General features: G+C 59.0%; 17 protein-coding genes. 14 read left to right on the top strand and 3 right to left on the bottom strand.

Going from position 1 to position 15,793, the window contains the following annotated elements; translation table 11 throughout:
* The first annotated feature begins 59 nt into the window (after positions 1-59).
* The 8 genes from fsa to EG886_RS12810 all read left to right on the top strand — a co-directional run bounded on the left by fsa (position 60) and on the right by EG886_RS12810 (position 7,616).
* Positions 60-710, top strand: coding sequence for a fructose-6-phosphate aldolase (gene fsa / locus EG886_RS12845; protein ID WP_124728515.1), 651 nt, complete (start codon positions 60-62; stop codon positions 708-710).
* Positions 711-778: 68 nt separating this feature from the next.
* Positions 779-2,026 carry a UDP-N-acetylglucosamine 1-carboxyvinyltransferase gene (locus EG886_RS12840; RefSeq protein WP_124728514.1) on the top strand — a complete coding sequence of 416 codons (1,248 nt, stop codon included), beginning with the start codon at positions 779-781 and terminating at the stop codon, positions 2,024-2,026.
* Positions 2,027-2,151: 125 nt separating this feature from the next.
* Entirely contained in the window at positions 2,152-3,114 is a 963-nt protein-coding gene (gene glpX, locus EG886_RS12835; RefSeq protein ID WP_124728513.1) for a class II fructose-bisphosphatase, read from the top strand.
* Positions 3,115-3,376: 262 nt separating this feature from the next.
* Positions 3,377-4,654: a transcription termination factor Rho gene (rho, locus tag EG886_RS12830; RefSeq protein WP_124728512.1), complete on the top strand. Its 1,278-nt coding sequence runs from the start codon at positions 3,377-3,379 to the stop codon at positions 4,652-4,654.
* Between the two features lie 206 nt (positions 4,655-4,860).
* Complete coding sequence (locus tag EG886_RS12825; RefSeq protein WP_124728511.1) at positions 4,861-5,862, top strand: M23 family metallopeptidase; 1,002 nt, start codon at positions 4,861-4,863, stop codon at positions 5,860-5,862.
* 272 nt (positions 5,863-6,134) lie between these two features.
* Positions 6,135-6,335 (top strand): 50S ribosomal protein L31, encoded by a 201-nt coding sequence (gene rpmE, locus EG886_RS12820; RefSeq protein WP_124728510.1) that lies wholly within the window; start codon positions 6,135-6,137, stop codon positions 6,333-6,335.
* 74 nt (positions 6,336-6,409) lie between these two features.
* Positions 6,410-7,009: a thymidine kinase gene (locus tag EG886_RS12815; protein ID WP_124728509.1), complete on the top strand. Its 600-nt coding sequence runs from the start codon at positions 6,410-6,412 to the stop codon at positions 7,007-7,009.
* Positions 7,010-7,121: 112 nt separating this feature from the next.
* Entirely contained in the window at positions 7,122-7,616 is a 495-nt protein-coding gene (locus tag EG886_RS12810) for a GNAT family N-acetyltransferase (RefSeq protein ID WP_124728508.1), read from the top strand.
* A 106-nt stretch (positions 7,617-7,722) separates the two neighbouring features.
* Here EG886_RS12810 and EG886_RS12805 read toward each other — a convergent pair whose 3' ends face one another.
* The 3 genes from EG886_RS12805 to EG886_RS12800 all read right to left on the bottom strand — a co-directional run bounded on the left by EG886_RS12805 (position 7,723) and on the right by EG886_RS12800 (position 10,016).
* On the bottom strand, positions 7,723-8,550 hold the full coding sequence (locus EG886_RS12805; protein WP_164491846.1) for a CPBP family intramembrane glutamic endopeptidase: 828 nt from the start codon (positions 8,548-8,550) through the stop codon (positions 7,723-7,725).
* 56 nt (positions 8,551-8,606) lie between these two features.
* Positions 8,607-8,819 carry a hypothetical protein gene (locus tag EG886_RS13815; RefSeq protein ID WP_164491845.1) on the bottom strand — a complete coding sequence of 71 codons (213 nt, stop codon included), beginning with the start codon at positions 8,817-8,819 and terminating at the stop codon, positions 8,607-8,609.
* A gap of 192 nt (positions 8,820-9,011) precedes the next feature.
* Positions 9,012-10,016 (bottom strand): CPBP family intramembrane glutamic endopeptidase, encoded by a 1,005-nt coding sequence (locus tag EG886_RS12800; protein WP_124728506.1) that lies wholly within the window; start codon positions 10,014-10,016, stop codon positions 9,012-9,014.
* A 238-nt stretch (positions 10,017-10,254) separates the two neighbouring features.
* Here EG886_RS12800 and prfA point away from each other — a divergent pair, with 238 nt between their 5' ends.
* The 6 genes from prfA (at position 10,255) to EG886_RS12770 (ending at position 15,661) form a co-directional block, all read left to right on the top strand.
* The gene (gene prfA / locus EG886_RS12795; RefSeq protein ID WP_124728505.1) at positions 10,255-11,343 is read left to right on the top strand and encodes a peptide chain release factor 1; all 1,089 of its coding nucleotides are present in this window, start codon (positions 10,255-10,257) and stop codon (positions 11,341-11,343) included.
* Positions 11,344-11,356: 13 nt separating this feature from the next.
* The gene (prmC, locus tag EG886_RS12790; protein ID WP_124728504.1) at positions 11,357-12,238 is read left to right on the top strand and encodes a peptide chain release factor N(5)-glutamine methyltransferase; all 882 of its coding nucleotides are present in this window, start codon (positions 11,357-11,359) and stop codon (positions 12,236-12,238) included.
* Between the two features lie 76 nt (positions 12,239-12,314).
* Positions 12,315-13,025, top strand: coding sequence for a stage II sporulation protein R (spoIIR, locus tag EG886_RS12785; RefSeq protein ID WP_241154326.1), 711 nt, complete (start codon positions 12,315-12,317; stop codon positions 13,023-13,025).
* 101 nt (positions 13,026-13,126) lie between these two features.
* The gene (locus EG886_RS12780) at positions 13,127-13,648 is read left to right on the top strand and encodes a GNAT family N-acetyltransferase (RefSeq protein ID WP_124728503.1); all 522 of its coding nucleotides are present in this window, start codon (positions 13,127-13,129) and stop codon (positions 13,646-13,648) included.
* A 186-nt stretch (positions 13,649-13,834) separates the two neighbouring features.
* Complete coding sequence (locus tag EG886_RS12775) at positions 13,835-14,920, top strand: L-threonylcarbamoyladenylate synthase (RefSeq protein WP_124728502.1); 1,086 nt, start codon at positions 13,835-13,837, stop codon at positions 14,918-14,920.
* A 171-nt stretch (positions 14,921-15,091) separates the two neighbouring features.
* A complete protein-coding gene (locus tag EG886_RS12770) occupies positions 15,092-15,661 on the top strand; it encodes a manganese efflux pump MntP (RefSeq protein WP_124728501.1) in 570 nt (189 codons plus the stop codon).
* Positions 15,662-15,793: the final 132 nt, after the last annotated feature.

Raw genomic sequence — 15,793 nt, 5'->3', positions numbered from 1 at the left:
GAAAGAGATTGCCGGGGTTTGACCGGTTTCCGGCGGGGGAAATTGGGAGATGATGGGTAGTGAAGTTCTTCTTGGACACGGCGATCGTCGATGAGATTCGCAGGGTGAACGAATGGGGCATTCTGGCGGGAGTGACGACCAACCCGACGCTGGTGGCCAAGTCGGGGCGCCCGTTTGAAGAAGTGCTCCGGGAAATCCTCGAAATCGTCGACGGACCCGTCAGTGCGGAAGTGATGAGCCGCGATGCCGGGGGAATGATTGAAGAAGGCGAACGGTGGGCCGCATTCTCCGAAAACGTGACCATCAAAGTGCCGATGACGACGGAAGGTCTCAAGGCGGTCCATCATTTCGCAAAGCAGGGGATCAAAACCAACGTGACACTCATTTTTTCCGCCAATCAGGCACTGATGGCCGCACGGGCCGGTGCCGCGTTTGTCAGCCCGTTTGTCGGACGGCTGGATGACATCGGGCATGACGGAACGGCGCTGATCCGTGAAGTGGCGGAAATTTTCCGGATTCACGGGATCGGAACGGAAATCATTGCCGCCAGCGTCCGGCATCCGGTGCACGTGACACAGGCGGCGTTGGCGGGAGCGCACATCGCCACCGTCCCCTTCAAGGTGATGGAACAGATGACCCGCCATCCTCTGACCGATCTCGGAATCGAGAAATTCGAAGCTGACTGGAAAAAAGCCGGTTTCGGCAAATGAGGCGGAATCTGGCGGCGGGCGCGGTGCCTTCCGCCGGATTTCTTATACCAAGCGAGCGAGGTCTGGGTATGGGCAAATGGATCATCCAAGGTGGAAAGCCGCTTGTCGGAACGGTCACGATCAGCGGGTCGGCGAAAAGTGCACTTGCCATGATACCCGCCGCACTTTTGGCCGATTCGCCGTCCGTGCTGGAAAACGTCCCGATGGTCGGTGACGTGGAGCGGTACATCGAACTCCTTCAGGAATTGGATGCGACGGTATCCGTGGACCGCGGCAATCGGACCCTCACCATCGACCCCTCTTTGGTGCCGAAATCACCGGTGCATATCCGCCATCCGCTCTGGTCCTCCCTGTATCTCATCGGAGCCTTGCTCGGACGATTCGGAAAGGTGTCCGCCCGGTTGGCCAATGCCGGCTATCTGACGCCCCATCTGGACCAGCATCTGAAGGGATTTGAAGCGATGGGAGCGAATGTGGTGCTGCGGGGAGACCGGCTTGAGATCGAAGCGGACCGGCTGAAAGGGGCCCGGATCTACCTGGATGTGGTGAGCCCGTACGCCACCATCAACATCATGCTCGCCGCCATGGGAGCCGAGGGGAAAACGGTGATCGAAAATGCCGCCAAGGATCCCGAAGTGATCGATGTGGCCACGTTCCTGTCGGCCATGGGGGCCGAAGTCAAGGGAGCGGGAACCGACGTCATTCGCGTGGAGGGAAACCGTCGGCTCAAAGGGGCTTGTCACGCCCTCATTCCCGATCGGTTTGAAGCGGGAATGTGGATGATCGCCGCGGCCGCCACGGGCGGGGAAGTGCGGATGGAGCCGGTGATTCCCGAACATCTCGAGTCAGTGGCTGCAAAATTGAAAGAAATGGGTGCCGGCATCCGCGGGGAAGATGAAGCCGTCATCGTGTCGGGACGGAAAGGCTACGGCGCCGTCGACGTGAAAACCCACCCCTATCCCGGATTCCCGGCCGATCTGCAACCTTCGTTTTCATCGCTTCTCATCCGTTCATCGGGAACCAGTCTGATCGTGGACAACATTTTCTCCAGGTTTCATCATGCTCCGGAGCTCCGCAAAATGGGAGCGAAACTCAAGGTGGAGGGAAGAGCCGCCGTCATCGAAGGGGAAAGCCGTCTCTATCCGACTTCCCTTCAGATTCGCGATCCCGAGACCGGAGTCGCTTTGCTCATTGCGGCGCTGCAGACGGAAGGAATTTCCGAACTCAACGGAACGGAGACGTTGGGACGCCGATTGGAAAATCTGAAAGCCAAACTGGCCGGACTCGGCGTCCGGTTCCGAGCGGAATCTGCCTGAGGAACTGTCCGTTTGCGGAGATATGTGTTACTCTATTTGTGAGTTGTGACATACTGTTGTCCAACGAACGGAGATGCCGCAAACATGTCGCGGATGCAAGATGAAAACGAGGAGTTGTCAGAGGGATGGAACGCAGTTTGACCATGGAACTGGTTCGCGTCACGGAGGCGGCGGCCATCGCCTCCGCCCGCTGGATGGGGTACGGCAAGAAAGATGAGGCGGACGGTGCGGCCACCGAGGCGATGCGAGCCGTCTTCGACACGATCCCGATGCGCGGGACGGTCGTGATCGGCGAGGGAGAGATGGATGAGGCTCCCATGTTGTACATCGGCGAGAAATTGGGAATGGATACGGGGCCCGAACTGGATGTGGCCGTCGATCCGCTCGAAGGAACCAACATCGTGGCCAAAGGCCTGTGGAATGCCATTTCCGTCGTGGCGGTCGCCGACCGGGGGTGTCTGCTGCACGCCCCGGACATGTACATGGACAAGTTGGCGGTGGGGCCGAAAGCCGTGGGTCAGGTTGACATTGACGCACCCGTGGAAGACAATTTGAAAGCGGTGGCCCGTGCCACCGGCAAAGATGTGGAAGACTTGGTGGCCGTGGTGCTGGACCGTCCCAGACATGCCCGGCTGATCGAAGAGATCCGCAAGGCAGGGGCGCGCATCAAGCTGATTCCCGACGGAGACGTGGCTGCGGCCATTCACACCGGCTTTCCGGACACCGGGGTGGACATCCTGTTCGGTTCCGGAGGTGCGCCGGAAGGAGTGCTGGCGGCCGTGGCGCTCAAGTGTCTCGGAGGGGAAATCCAGGGACGTCTGCTTCCCCAAACGAAGGAAGAGATGGAGCGCTGCCTGAAAATGGGGATCAAGGATCCGGGCAAAGTGTTGCGGATGGAAGATTTGGTCAAAGGGGACGACGCCATTTTCGCGGCCACCGGCGTGACGGACGGGGAGCTGCTTCGCGGCGTCCGCTATCAGGGCAGCATCGCCACCACCCATTCCGTGGTCATGCGCGCCAAGACCGGAACCGTCCGCTTCATGGACGGAACGCACCGTCTGGAGAAAAAACCCAACCTGGTGCTGTGATCATTGGCAGAACCGGGATCTCATTGATGCCGGTTCCGGAGAGGAGGAGGTTCGGGAGACCGGGGCGGCACGGGCCGGTTTCGTGTTTCCGCGAACCTTCCGCCTCCGCTCATGGGAAAGAAACGGAGGCGACCCGTACGGGACAGGCAAAGGAGTTCCGCTTTCGTGAGCCCGACGCCGGACGGGCTCGCGAAGGCCCCTCTTGTTCAAACCTCCTCGTCCATCCGGGGAGATTTTCAAAAAATCGAGTGGTGATGATCCCATGACGGACGGACTAACAATCAGCGAACTGGAAAACCGCCGGTTGGTGGATCTGTACAAACTGGCGAAGGAATATCAGATTCCTTACTATTCCCAAATGAAAAAGAAAGAGCTCATCTTCGCCATTTTGAAGGCAAAAGCGGAGCGAGACGGTCTGATGTTCATGGAAGGCGTGCTGGACGTGCTGCCGGAGGGATACGGATTCCTCAGGCCGATGAATTACATGCCTTCATCGGAAGACATATACATATCCGCCTCCCAGATCCGACGGTTTGACTTGCGAACGGGCGATTTGGTGTCCGGCAAGGTACGTCCGCCGAAAGAAAACGAACGGTACTTCGGACTTCTGCACGTGGAAGCGGTGAACGGCGAAGACCCCAATCACGCCGCGGAACGTCTGCATTTTGCCTCCCTGACACCGCTTTATCCGCAAAAACGCCTCATTCTCGAAACCACGCCGGATCGAATCTCCACCCGGATGATGGATCTGATCGCGCCGGTCGGTCTCGGCCAACGCGGTCTGATCGTTGCCCAGCCCAAAGCGGGAAAAACCATGCTTCTCAAGGAAATCGCCAACAGCATTTCCGAGAACTACCCGGACATTGAGCTGTTTGTGTTGCTGATCGATGAACGCCCCGAAGAAGTGACCGACATGCAACGGTCCGTCAAAGCGGAAGTGGTGAGTTCCACCTTTGACGAATTGCCGGAGCACCACATCAAAGTGGCGGAACTGGTGCTTGAACGTGCCCAACGACTGGTGGAGCACAAAAAAGACGTGGTGATCCTGATGGACAGCATCACCCGCCTCGCCCGGGCGTACAATCTGGTCATTCCGCCCAGCGGCAGAACCCTTTCCGGCGGGATCGACCCGGCCGCGTTGCATCGGCCGAAGCGCTTTTTCGGTGCGGCCCGCAACGTGGAGGAAGGGGGCAGCCTGACCATCCTGGCCACGGCGCTGGTGGAGACGGGTTCACGAATGGATGACGTGATTTACGAGGAATTCAAGGGAACGGGGAACCTCGAGCTCCATCTGGACCGCAAACTGGCCGAGCGGCGGATTTTCCCGGCCATCGACGTGCGCCGTTCCGGAACGCGTCGGGAAGACTTGCTGCTCTCCAAACAGGAACTGGAAAAGCTGTGGCAACTGCGAAAATCCCTCGGAGATTCTCCGGATGTGACCGAGGCGCTCATCAAGCGGCTGAAAAACACGAAGACCAATGCCGATTTTTTCGCTTCGCTGGAGCCGAAAACGGTGAAGCAGGCTTCATCCGTGTCCTGAAACCGGGCCGGCCATCCCTTTCGGGAGGGCCGGCCTTTGTGTTCGGGCGAAAACGGGGCCATCCGCGTTCGGGACGCGTCAGGCGGAACGTGCGGGAGCGCCGGGTCCGCGGCTTGCGGCTTCAGCGGGTCATATGTCGAGCACCCCGTTCATAAAGATGGAACCGGGGTGACCCCCCACACTCTTCCTCTCTGTGAGGTGCTGACATGTCTTCCAAACGAGCGCTGGTTGCCGCATCTCTGGCGGTCTGTTCCGCTTCGGCGTCTTGGCTCGCGGGATCCGGCAAGCATCCCGTGTATGCCAGGGAAGCCGTCCCGGGGTTGGACCAGGGTGATGAGAAAGAAGCGGTGCACGGTGTGACCGGGTACCTGCTCAATCCCATCTTCTTGGCTTCGGATGGGCAATTGGCCGCAAGGGCGGAAACCACACCGCTCACCTGGCAAGTGAAGAAAGGAGATACACTGACCAAAATCAGCGGCCTGTTCGGAGTTTCCGTCGGGGAACTGGCGGCATACAACCGCTTGCCGGATCCTGATTTGCTGAGAGTGAACCAGGAGCTGAAGATTCCGCTTTGCCGCAAATGGGTGCCGCTGAAAGGCGGCGATACCGCGGAGAGCCTTGCCAAGGAGCACAAAACGACTCCGTGGCTGATTCTGTGGCTCAACCCGGCCCTGAAGAATCCGGAAACCATGCATCCCGGACAGCTGGTGGCTGTCCCGTACCGGTTGGAAGAGCAGAAAACCGCGGTGTACCGTTCCGTGGCAAAACAGAAGAAAACGCGCAAGAAAAGCAGTGTCCGCCTTGCCGATCTTCCCGACCTGAACCTGGGACCGGTGTCATTCAGTTGGCCGGTCAGGGGAAGCATCACGAGCAAATTCGGCTGGAGATCGGGGCGGCAGCACAAAGGGATCGACATCTGGAGTTCGGCCCGTTCCAACGCGCTGATCCGGGCGGCTGCACCCGGCGTGGTCAAGGAAGCCGGGTATTCGGGCAATTACGGGAACATCGTGGTCATCGATCACGGCGGGGGATGGACCACGGCCTATGCTCACCTCAGCCGGATCGGGGTGAGCAAGGGAGAAACCGTTGAGCGGGGCCGCGTGATCGGAAACATGGGACGGTCCGGGAACGCGACCGGATATCATCTGCACTTTGAGGTCAGAAAAGACGGCCGGCCGATCAATCCTCTCTCGGTGTTGGGCAAGTAATCATTTCCAGATCATGTCTCCGGCCTTTTGACAGATAGAACGAATCACGAAACGGGGGCGCCCCGACGACCCGGTTCTCCGGCGGAACGTGCGATGAATCACCGGAGGACCGGGTCGTTCATCCTTTCCGGGCGGGTTCGCTTTTCCGGGCCTGTCACGCCGGAAGAACGGTTGGTCCGCGCGGGACGGAGTCGCTTGCCCTATCATTCGGAACATGCTATAATACACCAGTGATTGACTTCCTTGAACGGCAATGAAAAGAGGTGATAACGATGAAAGCAGGCATTCATCCGGCTTACAAGCTGACGACCGTCACCTGTGCGTGTGGAAATACATTCGAAACCGGATCCACCGTGGAAAATCTGCGCGTTGACATTTGCTCCGAGTGCCATCCGTTCTACACCGGCAAACAGAAAATCGTGAACAAGGGCGGACGCGTCGATCGTTTCAAGAAGAAATACAATCTGAAATAATGCGGGAAATGAAGGGCAAGCACATCGGTCTGCTTGCCTTTTTGCTTGAACGGGGAAACTGGAGGATCGCAACAATGAAACATGAACATCCTCACCTCGCGCGCCGAGGTTGGATTGAATTGATCTGCGGCGGGATGTTTTCGGGCAAAAGCGAGGAGTTGATCCGTCGAATCACGCGGGCACGGATCGCGAAGTTGAGGGTCCAGGCGTTCAAGCCGGCGATCGACAATCGCTATCATCAGGAGGCGATCGCTTCGCACAACGGATGGATGGCCGAGGCCAAGGCCGTCACGTCCGCGGCCGAGATCCTGGAACATGTGTTGGAAGATACCGATGTGGTGGCCATCGATGAAATCCAGTTTTTCGAACCGGAGATCGTACATGTTTGCCAACAGCTGGCTGACTCGGGAAAACGGGTGATTTGCGCGGGACTGGATCAGGATTTCCGCGGAGAACCGTTCGGACCGACGCCGGTGTTGCTGGCGGTGGCGGAATCCGTCACCAAGTTGCAGGCCATTTGCGTGATCTGCGGCGGACCCGCCAGCCGGACGCAGCGGTTGATCAACGGTCGTCCCGCCGCTCCGGATCAACCGGTGATTCTGGTGGGAGCTTCGGAGCAGTACGAAGCCCGTTGCCGTCATTGTCATGAACTGCCGGAGAGCTCAAACGGTTGAAAACGGTCCGGAGGGAAGGTTGGCGGAGGACCGGAAATCAGGCAGGTTCGCTCGCCAAGCAGGATGTGCCACTCGCTTTCACGGAAGATCATGTTTGTGACCGGTGATGATGATGAAGGAAAAAAGCAACATCGGCATCCGTCCCCCGTTGACCGGAGAAGACCGGCAATGGCTGAGGGATTTGTGGGTGTCCGAGTGGGGCGGAGAAACGATGGTGACAAGAGGAAAGACACATCACGTTGGGGACTTGGAGGCTTTCATTGCATGGGACAATGAGACCCGTGTCGGTGCGGCGACCTATCACCCGGGGACAGAGGAATGGGAGCTTTTGAGTCTCAACGCCACGGTTGGCGGTTCGGGGATCGGAACCATGCTTCTGACCGCCTTTGAACAGGCCGCCCGTCAAGCCGGGGTGCGCCGGGTATGGCTGATCACTTCCAACGACAATTTGGATGCGTTGCGTTTCTATCAACGTCGCGGATACCGGATCGTCGCGGTGCATCCCGGCGCCATTGATGAGGCACGCAAACGGAAGCCCGCGATTCCCTTGGTGGGATCTTACAACATCCCCATCCATGACGAACTGGAACTGGAAAAGAAGCTGTAAGCGTCAGCGGGCGGGAAACACACGTCGCTTTTGAATCGTGATGCAAAACCGCTTTGGCTGCAGCTTGATACTGAACGCCCCCGGCCCCGGAAGGAACGGGGGTGTTTCATCTCATTCGCTTCGCATGTGTCTCTTCCGACCCCCCGGGTCGGTTTTTTCGTAACGAGCCCATGTACAGGCTCCATACTCCCGATCCGATGTTGTACGTGGCGTGGATCACCATGCACATCACCATCCCCTCACGCTGCCGCACCCATCCGAGACACAGCCCCAGCAGGAGCACCACCAAGGTGGCAACGGAGAGGCCGTAATGGAAGTGGAAGAGGGTGAACAGGACCGAGGTCAAGAGCAGTCCGAAGCGAGGTTGAAGGGCTCCCCGAAACAGGGTTTCTTCTCCAATGGCTGCCAGCCCGAGGCTCAGAATGCCCATCGGGGATGTAAGAAGAGGTCCCGTCCATTTTTCCGTCAACAATTCGACATATAGGTCATACTGCCATTGAACGTTGGAAGCCAGTTGATCCGCAAACGCCGCCACCACCGTCAGGACCAGACCGACAACCACTCCTCTGAAGACGGCTCCGGGGGAAGGTTGGGTGAATCCTAGCCGCTTCAGGACTTCTTGCCCGCTTCGGCGGATGAGCCAACCGACGCCAAGCAGCGAAAGCATCAAGAGCAGAAGATTCTGAAACCGCAGGAAAGCCATCGCTTCCCAAAAGTCAAGGGAGGGGACGGCCAGGCTGAGATTCTCCATTCCGATGGAAAGCGTCAATCCTGAACAGATGACGATCAACATGCTCAGTGTCAGGGCACCGGTGTGCACACGGTTTTCCGGATCAATGGGGATCCATCGGGCCAGGAGTTTGCGAACATCGATAACGAGCAGCAACAGGGCGAGCAGTGCCGGAACCCATATAGCCATTCCGAGCATGGTCATGCCTAACCATTCCTCATTTTCGGGATACAAGGAATACGCGAGTCCCCCGACAGAGGTCATGATTCCGAAAAAAAAACCATCAAGTACAGGGCAAAGATCAAAAAATAAGGGAGGACGATCCAAGGGTTTCTGATTCGAAAACCCAATTTCACAAGTTCTTGCATGAAAGGCGGTAATCCCCCCGAGGGGCGATATTTTTCGGACGTGTTCAGCAGAATCACGATCACAATCAGGAAGAACAAGACAAAGACCAGCAGTTTCTCAATCATGGCCTTAGTGTGTCCTCCATTCGAATTCTCTTTCTCATTCCATGATTCCGGGTCCCCACGGTCAAGGGAACGGGCGAAACGGCTCAACATGGCCTGAAATTCGAGTACCCCGGCCCTGGAGGGACCGGGGGTGTGTCATCTCATCTGCTTCGCATGAGTCATTTCCTCCAACCCCCATGGGAGTCTTTTCCCTCACGAGCCCATGTACAGGCTCAATACCCCCAAACCCATGTTGTACGTGGCGTGAATCACCATGCACATCACCGTCCCCTCACGCTGCCGCACCCATCCCAGATAAAGTCCCAAAAGGAACACCACCAATGTGGCCATGGAAAGGCCGTATTGGACATGGGAAAGGGTGAACAGGACCGAGGTCGGGAGCAGTCCGAAGCGCGGTTGAAGGGCTCCCCGGAACAGGGTCTCCTCTCCGAGAGCCGCCGCCAGACCGAGCGTCAGGATGCCCAGCGGAGATGTCAGCAGAGGCCCCAGCAATTTTTCCGTCATCTCTTCGACGTGCGGGTCATACAACCATTCCACGTTGGCAGCCAGCTGTTCCGCCAGCGCCGCCACCACCATCAGCACCAGACCGACTCCTGCGCCTTTCAGGACGGCCACGGGGGATGGCCGGGTGAATCCCAACCGCTGCAGGACTTCCCGTCCGCTTCGGCGGATGAGCCATCCGACGCCGAGCAGTGAGATCAGCAGAAACAGAAGATTTTGCGACCAGATTTGGACCAACACCTCCGAAAAATCGGGGGTGGCGGCGTATTCGCTGAGATCTTCCAGTCCGAAGGCCAGCGTCGTCCCCAGATTGATAGCGATGATCATGCTCAGAGACAAGGCACCGGCGTGCAGACGGTTTTCCGGATCGATGGGGATCCATCGGGACAGAAGCCTGCGAACGGCGGGAACGAGCAGCAACAGGGCGAGCAGGGCCAGGACCCACATCACCATCCCGATGTTCGTTTCCGTCATTTCAGGGTCCAGGGGGAGCAAGGCTCCCGCAAAAGACAAGATGATCCCGTTCAGAAACATGATCGAGTACAGGACAATGATCAAGGTGAATGCCGGCCATCCCGTTTCCTTGCCGCCGGTCCCGAGGCGGCGATACTTTTCGGACAGGTTCAGCAGGATCACAGTCAGGGTGATCCAAACAAACAAGATGATTTCGGCCAACAACTCCCAAGTCATGGACATGCAGCGCTCCCTTGATTCGGTTTTTCTCCCTCATCATATCACGAACGGGCGCGGACCGGTTCACTTTTCCAAACCTTCGCCCGTATGGTACAATCAAATGACGTGATCAAGCGGACGGCAAGATCATTGTTGCGGACGAATCGGGAGATGAGGTCCCGTTCCGAGTGAATTTCCGGTTTCTTTCGTCGAATGGCCGAACGATGCTCTTAACCACCTGGATGTTCGGGAGTGAGAAAACGTGCTGGAACGTCTTGAGGCGATCCACAAGCGATATGAGGAATTGAGCCGGCTTCTGTGCGATCCCGACGTGCTGAACGACGCCGGGAAATTGCGGGAAGTCTCCAAGGAGCAGGCGGCACTGGAAGAGCAGAACCGGGCTTATCTGGAGTACCGGGACGTGGTGCGGCAGCTGTCGGAAGCCAGGGAGATGCTGGCGGACAAGCTTGATGAGGAGATGCGGGAACTGGTGAAAGAAGAAGTGAACGCTCTCACCGCCCGCAAGGAGGAATTGGAAGAACGAATCAAGATTCTCCTTTTGCCCAAGGATCCGCATGACGACAAAAACGTGATCGTGGAGATTCGCGGTGCGGCGGGCGGGGAGGAAGCCGCTTTGTTTGCCGCGGATCTGTTCCGCATGTACACCCGCTACGCGGAACGGCAGGGATGGAAAGTGGAGCTGATGGAAGCGAACGCCACCGGCCTCGGAGGCTTCAAGGAAGTGGTGTTTTCCATCGTGGGGAGGGGAGCGTACAGCCGCCTGAAATACGAAAGCGGGGCCCATCGGGTTCAACGGGTGCCGGAAACCGAATCGGGCGGACGCATTCACACGTCCACGGCCACCGTGGCGGTGCTCCCCGAAGCGGAAGAGATCGAAGTGGAGATTCACGAAAAGGATCTCCGAATCGATACGTTCTGCTCCAGCGGTCCCGGAGGGCAAAGCGTGAACACGACCAAATCCGCGGTCCGCATCACCCATTTGCCCACCGGCATCGTCGTTTCCTGTCAGGATGAGAAGTCGCAGAACACCAACAAAGACAAGGCTCTTCGCATTTTGCGCGCCCGGCTGTTCGATCTGAAACGGCAGGAAGAGATGGCCAAACGGGCGGATGCCCGCCGGTCCGCCGTGGGAACGGGGGATCGTTCGGAGCGGATTCGCACCTACAATTTCCCGCAGAGCCGCGTGACCGATCACCGGATCGGTTTGACGATTCACAAGCTGAATCAGGTTCTGGACGGCGAGTTGCAGGAGATCATCGATGCCCTGATCCTGCACGAACAGACCGAACTGCTCAAACGTCAGCAGGAAGCGGCCTCGCCGACTTCCTGAGGAGGGAACGGACATGTCTTTTCCGCGCACCGTTCGTGAAGCCTGGCTGCGGGCTTCTTCTTTTTTGCGCGAGCATCGGGTGGCATCCGCCGAATGGGAAGCCGAAGTGATGATCCGGGAATTGACCGGTCGGGACCGGACCCGGTTCTTTTCCGGGCTGTCGGATCCTTTACCGCCCGAAACCGCTTCCCGCCTGGAGGAATGGCTTCGGCGCAGGACGCAAGGGGAACCCCTCCAGTATTTGTTGGGACATCAGGACTTTTTCGGGCGGACGTTCCGGGTCACCCCCGATGTGCTGATCCCGAGGCCGGAGACGGAAATCCTGGTGGAGACCGTGATTCGGGACTTGAAGGACGTTTCCGGGCAACCGATCCACTTTGTCGACGCGGGGACGGGAAGCGGCGCCATTGCCGTCACCCTCGCGCTGGAATTTCCGGAGGCACGGGTGACCGCCGTCGACGTGTCGGAAGCGGCGCTTGCCGTCGCACGGGAGAATGCGAGGATGCACGGAGTGGAGAACCGGATCCACTGGGTTTGCGGCGATTTCCTGAAGCCTTTGGCAAACCGGGGAATTTCCGCGGACGTGCTGGTGTCCAATCCGCCCTACATCCCCACCGGAGACATCGGAGGGTTGCAGCCGGAAGTGCGTGACCATGAGCCCCGTCTGGCCCTCGACGGCGGGACGGACGGGCTCGGGCCTTACCGGGTGATGGCGGCGGAGCTCAGCCGATGGCCGGGCCGGCCGGACCGGCTGTTTTTCGAAATCGGCCATGACCAGGGAACGGCCGTCCGGCAAATCCTCAAAGAAGCGTTTCCGGATGCCGAGGTTCACGTGCTGCCGGATCTGGCGGGAAAAGACCGGATCGTGAAAGCGCGGCTGTTGCCTTCGGTGTGAATATTTGAAAAACAATCGGGTTAAATCTCTCCGCCCCTGTCCATACTGAGTAACAGGAACAGGGGAGGGACGAGGGATGAAACGGAAAGTTCATCGCCGGAAACCGAAAAAGCACGGTTCTGCCGGATTCATGATCGGACTCATTGCACTCATTGTCGGTGTGTATGTCTGGTGGATTCATTCGACCGCGGAAACGGCGGAGATTCCGATTTCCTCATCCGTCGGTGAGATTCCCGAACAGGCGATCCGCCTGCGCATTCTCGCGCACAGCGACCGTCCGGAAGACCAGTGGATCAAACGCAGAGTTCGCGATGAACTGGTGAAAAGCATCGGCACCTGGAAAGATCAACCCCGAAACATCGAGGAAGCCCGGTCGCTGATTCAAAGCCGCATGCCCGAACTGCAACGGCTGGCTTCCCGCACCGTGAAAGAGAACGGATTTGACGAACAGGTGGAAGTCACGTTCGGAAAGGTTCCGTTTCCCACCAAGCTCTACGGGGAACGTCTTTATCCCGCCGGTGAGTACGAAGCGCTCCTGGTGAAGATCGGCGACGGCAAGGGGGAGAATTGGTGGTGCGTGCTGTTCCCGCCGCTCTGCTTCATCGACATGCAAAACGGAGATGCGATCAAGCCGGCCGGAAATCCCGCATCGTTCACCGCTTCGCTCGGCACGGTGGAGGATGTGTACGCCGCCGGGGATTTCCGTGAGGAGCGCCCCGTCTCCCCGGAGCCCTTGGAAGTGCGGTTCTTTCTGTGGGACGCGATCAAGGAATGGTTCGGAGAATAAACCGCGGGGGTGGACTGCCTGTTGCCTCCGCACGCCCGACAGCCTTCCCGCCGCCGGAGATCTTCCGGCTTTTTTTGTTCTGTCCGGGTGACTCCCTGCATATGGCTGAAAGGGACAAGGTGTGCAAGGGAAGGATGGTGGCAACGTTGTTTCTGGTCAGAAGGGCGTCGGAGGAAGACTTGTTCCGGGTGAGACGTCTCTTGAAAGAAGCGGGGCTCAATGATCGGGGCATCGAGCCCCACATTCGCCATTTTTTCGTGGTGGAACGGCCGGAAACGGAGGGCGTGCCGGAGATGGTCGGTGCGGTCGGCATGGAAGTGTACGGGGAGTTCGGATTGATCCGGTCATTCGTGCTCAAACGGGGACCCTGGAACGGAAAAGTGGGCGTCCAGATGATGAAATTCCTGATGGAATATGCGAAAGAACTGAAGTTGTCCCGGGTGTACCTGTTGGCCGGAGCCTCTTCCTCGTTTTTTCGGGAATGGGGATTTGAAGAAACGGACCGGGAATCCCTGCCCGAAGCCTTGCAAAAATCCGAACACCTCGGACACTCCCGCGGAGGTGTTCCGATGGTTTGCCGCATCACCGTCCCGACCGGGGAGAGGAACGCCGGAGGCGGATGACCGGCTTTTCGGGCCGGTCCTGATCCGGTGACAGCCGGCGGGGCATCGCTGGACAAGCCTTTCGCGATTTGTGGTATCATGGGGAAAGTCGAACCGGGAATGTCCGGTGATGCGGCCCGCGCGGACCGGCGGGGGCCGGACGGCCGGGTCCCGGGAACAGGCAACGAACGGTTGCGCAAAAGGGGTATGAACATCTTGGACAGCAAGGAGACTCGGTGGTGGAAACTTCCCCGGGGAGGGGATGAGCGAAGTCTCCGCTCGTCGGAAGAGATTCGCAAGGCGGCCGAATTCCTCCGAAACGGAGGGTTGGTGGCGTTTCCGACGGAGACGGTGTACGGATTGGGAGCGGATGCCACGTGCGACGAGGCCGTGTCCGGCATTTTCGCCGCCAAGGGGAGGCCGTCCGACAATCCACTCATCATTCATCTGGGGGATGCGTCCGGTTTGGCGGACTGGGTGGAAGAGATCACGCCCGCTGCCCGGAAATTGGCGGAGGCGTTCTGGCCGGGACCGCTGACCTTGGTGCTCCCTCACCGCGGAAATCTGTCGCCGCGGGTGACGGCGGGACTGCCGACGGTGGCGGTGCGGGTGCCGTCCCATCCCGTCGCGCGGGCTCTCATCCTGGAGGCGGGAATTCCGGTGGCCGCTCCGAGCGCCAACCGGTCCGGCCGTCCCAGTCCCACGGAGGCGCGACATGTGTTCGAGGATTTGCGCGGACGGATCGATGTGTTGCTGGATGGAGGGCCTTGCGGCGTGGGCGTGGAATCTTCCGTGGTGGATGTGACGGGACCGGTTCCGGTGCTCCTTCGGCCCGGCGGCATCTCCGCGGAAGAGATTCGCCGGACGGTCGGGTCGTTGGAAGTGGACGGCGGCGGGATTTCCGCAAGCCGGGCCCCCAAGTCCCCGGGCATGAAATACCGGCACTATGCTCCGCGGGGGGAGCTTTGGCTCGTGGCGGGCTCTCCCGAAGAAGCCCGCAAGCGGATCAACCGGATGTTGGAAGAGGCCCGCAGACAAGGAAAACGGACCGGCGTGCTCACCACGGAAGAAAGCGAGGATCATTACCGGGCCGACGTGGTGGTGAGTTGCGGCCGACGATCCGACCCCTCCAGTGTGGCCCGGGCGCTGTATGCGTCGCTGCGCCGGTTTGACGAAGAGGACGTCGATCTGATTCTGGCGGAGACGTTTCCGGAAGAAGGGTTGTTTCACTCCGTCATGAACCGGCTGCGAAAAGCGGCGGAAGGAAAGACATTCATCCCGGATGACGAATGAACCGGGGAAACGGGTTCAGGCTCCCTCGGCCGATGGCGGCCGCAGGGAGATTTTTTTGTGATCCGGAACCTTGATGTGCGCGGGATGCTTGGACCGGGAAACTCCGGTTCTTTTTCCGTCGGGCGGTACATAAGCTGGAGACGAGCATGTACAAGGGGAGGGGGTTCCGGGATGGATTGGTCCATGCCCCAATGGGGACAATTGATCACCATGTCTCTGATTGCGGTGGCCTTGGGAATGGACGCCTTCTCCCTCGGAATCGGTTTGGGCATGAAGCGGCTTTCCCCGTGGATGATGACCCGGCTCAGCCTGTCCATCGGTGCGTTTCACGTCTTGATGCCGTTGGCGGGGATTCTGCTGGGACAGTGGTTGTCATCGGTGATGCGGGAAATTGCCGCGGCCTTGGGGGGAGCCATGCTTTGTCTGTTGGGAGTCGGCATGCTGCTCCAGGTGTTCCGGGGAGAGCCGGAAGAAAAGGAGCGAAGCGTGTCGGTCAGCTCCTGGGCGGGTGTTCTGTTGTTTTCCGTCAGTGTCAGTCTCGATTCCCTGTCCGCGGGACTCAGTCTGGGATTGTTTTCCGCCGATCTTGCGATGGCGATTCTTCTGTTCGGCTGTGCCGGCTCGATCATGGCCGGAACCGGGCTGGCGGTGGGACGGTTTGTGGGAAGCTGGGCGGGCACCTACGGAGAAGCGCTGGGAGGTCTCATTTTGGTGATTCTCGGGAGCAAATTCCTGTGGTAAGGAACCGTCTCCGATCGCGAGCGGTTCATGCGTTTTCGGCGGAAGTGTCGGCGATCCGGGCAGGGAAGCCTATTGCCCCGCCTCTTTTCATTCTGTAAAGTAAAAAGAGAGGGGATACTCCCTCTTTTTCGG

The organism is Staphylospora marina (genome assembly GCF_003856495.1).
GTDB classification, from domain to species: Bacteria; Bacillota; Bacilli; order Thermoactinomycetales; family Thermoactinomycetaceae; genus Staphylospora; species Staphylospora marina.
Note: the sequence above shows the minus strand (reverse complement) of the source record. Positions and strands in the feature narration are given on the sequence as shown.

Coding starts and splice junctions, on each gene's coding strand:
- EG886_RS12840 (WP_124728514.1), top strand. CDS start 779: ATGGGCAAATGGATCATCCAAGGTGGAAAGCCGCTTGTCGGAACGGTC.
- EG886_RS13815 (WP_164491845.1), bottom strand. CDS start 8,819: ATGATTGAGAAACTGCTGGTCTTTGTCTTGTTCTTCCTGATTGTGATC.
- EG886_RS12770 (WP_124728501.1), top strand. CDS start 15,092: ATGGATTGGTCCATGCCCCAATGGGGACAATTGATCACCATGTCTCTG.
- EG886_RS12800 (WP_124728506.1), bottom strand. CDS start 10,016: ATGTCCATGACTTGGGAGTTGTTGGCCGAAATCATCTTGTTTGTTTGG.
- prmC (WP_124728504.1), top strand. CDS start 11,357: ATGTCTTTTCCGCGCACCGTTCGTGAAGCCTGGCTGCGGGCTTCTTCT.
- spoIIR (WP_241154326.1), top strand. CDS start 12,315: ATGAAACGGAAAGTTCATCGCCGGAAACCGAAAAAGCACGGTTCTGCC.
- EG886_RS12825 (WP_124728511.1), top strand. CDS start 4,861: ATGTCTTCCAAACGAGCGCTGGTTGCCGCATCTCTGGCGGTCTGTTCC.
- EG886_RS12810 (WP_124728508.1), top strand. CDS start 7,122: ATGAAGGAAAAAAGCAACATCGGCATCCGTCCCCCGTTGACCGGAGAA.
- EG886_RS12780 (WP_124728503.1), top strand. CDS start 13,127: ATGGCTGAAAGGGACAAGGTGTGCAAGGGAAGGATGGTGGCAACGTTG.
- EG886_RS12815 (WP_124728509.1), top strand. CDS start 6,410: ATGAAACATGAACATCCTCACCTCGCGCGCCGAGGTTGGATTGAATTG.
- rpmE (WP_124728510.1), top strand. CDS start 6,135: ATGAAAGCAGGCATTCATCCGGCTTACAAGCTGACGACCGTCACCTGT.
- EG886_RS12775 (WP_124728502.1), top strand. CDS start 13,835: ATGAACATCTTGGACAGCAAGGAGACTCGGTGGTGGAAACTTCCCCGG.
- glpX (WP_124728513.1), top strand. CDS start 2,152: ATGGAACGCAGTTTGACCATGGAACTGGTTCGCGTCACGGAGGCGGCG.
- EG886_RS12805 (WP_164491846.1), bottom strand. CDS start 8,550: ATGACCATGCTCGGAATGGCTATATGGGTTCCGGCACTGCTCGCCCTG.
- rho (WP_124728512.1), top strand. CDS start 3,377: ATGACGGACGGACTAACAATCAGCGAACTGGAAAACCGCCGGTTGGTG.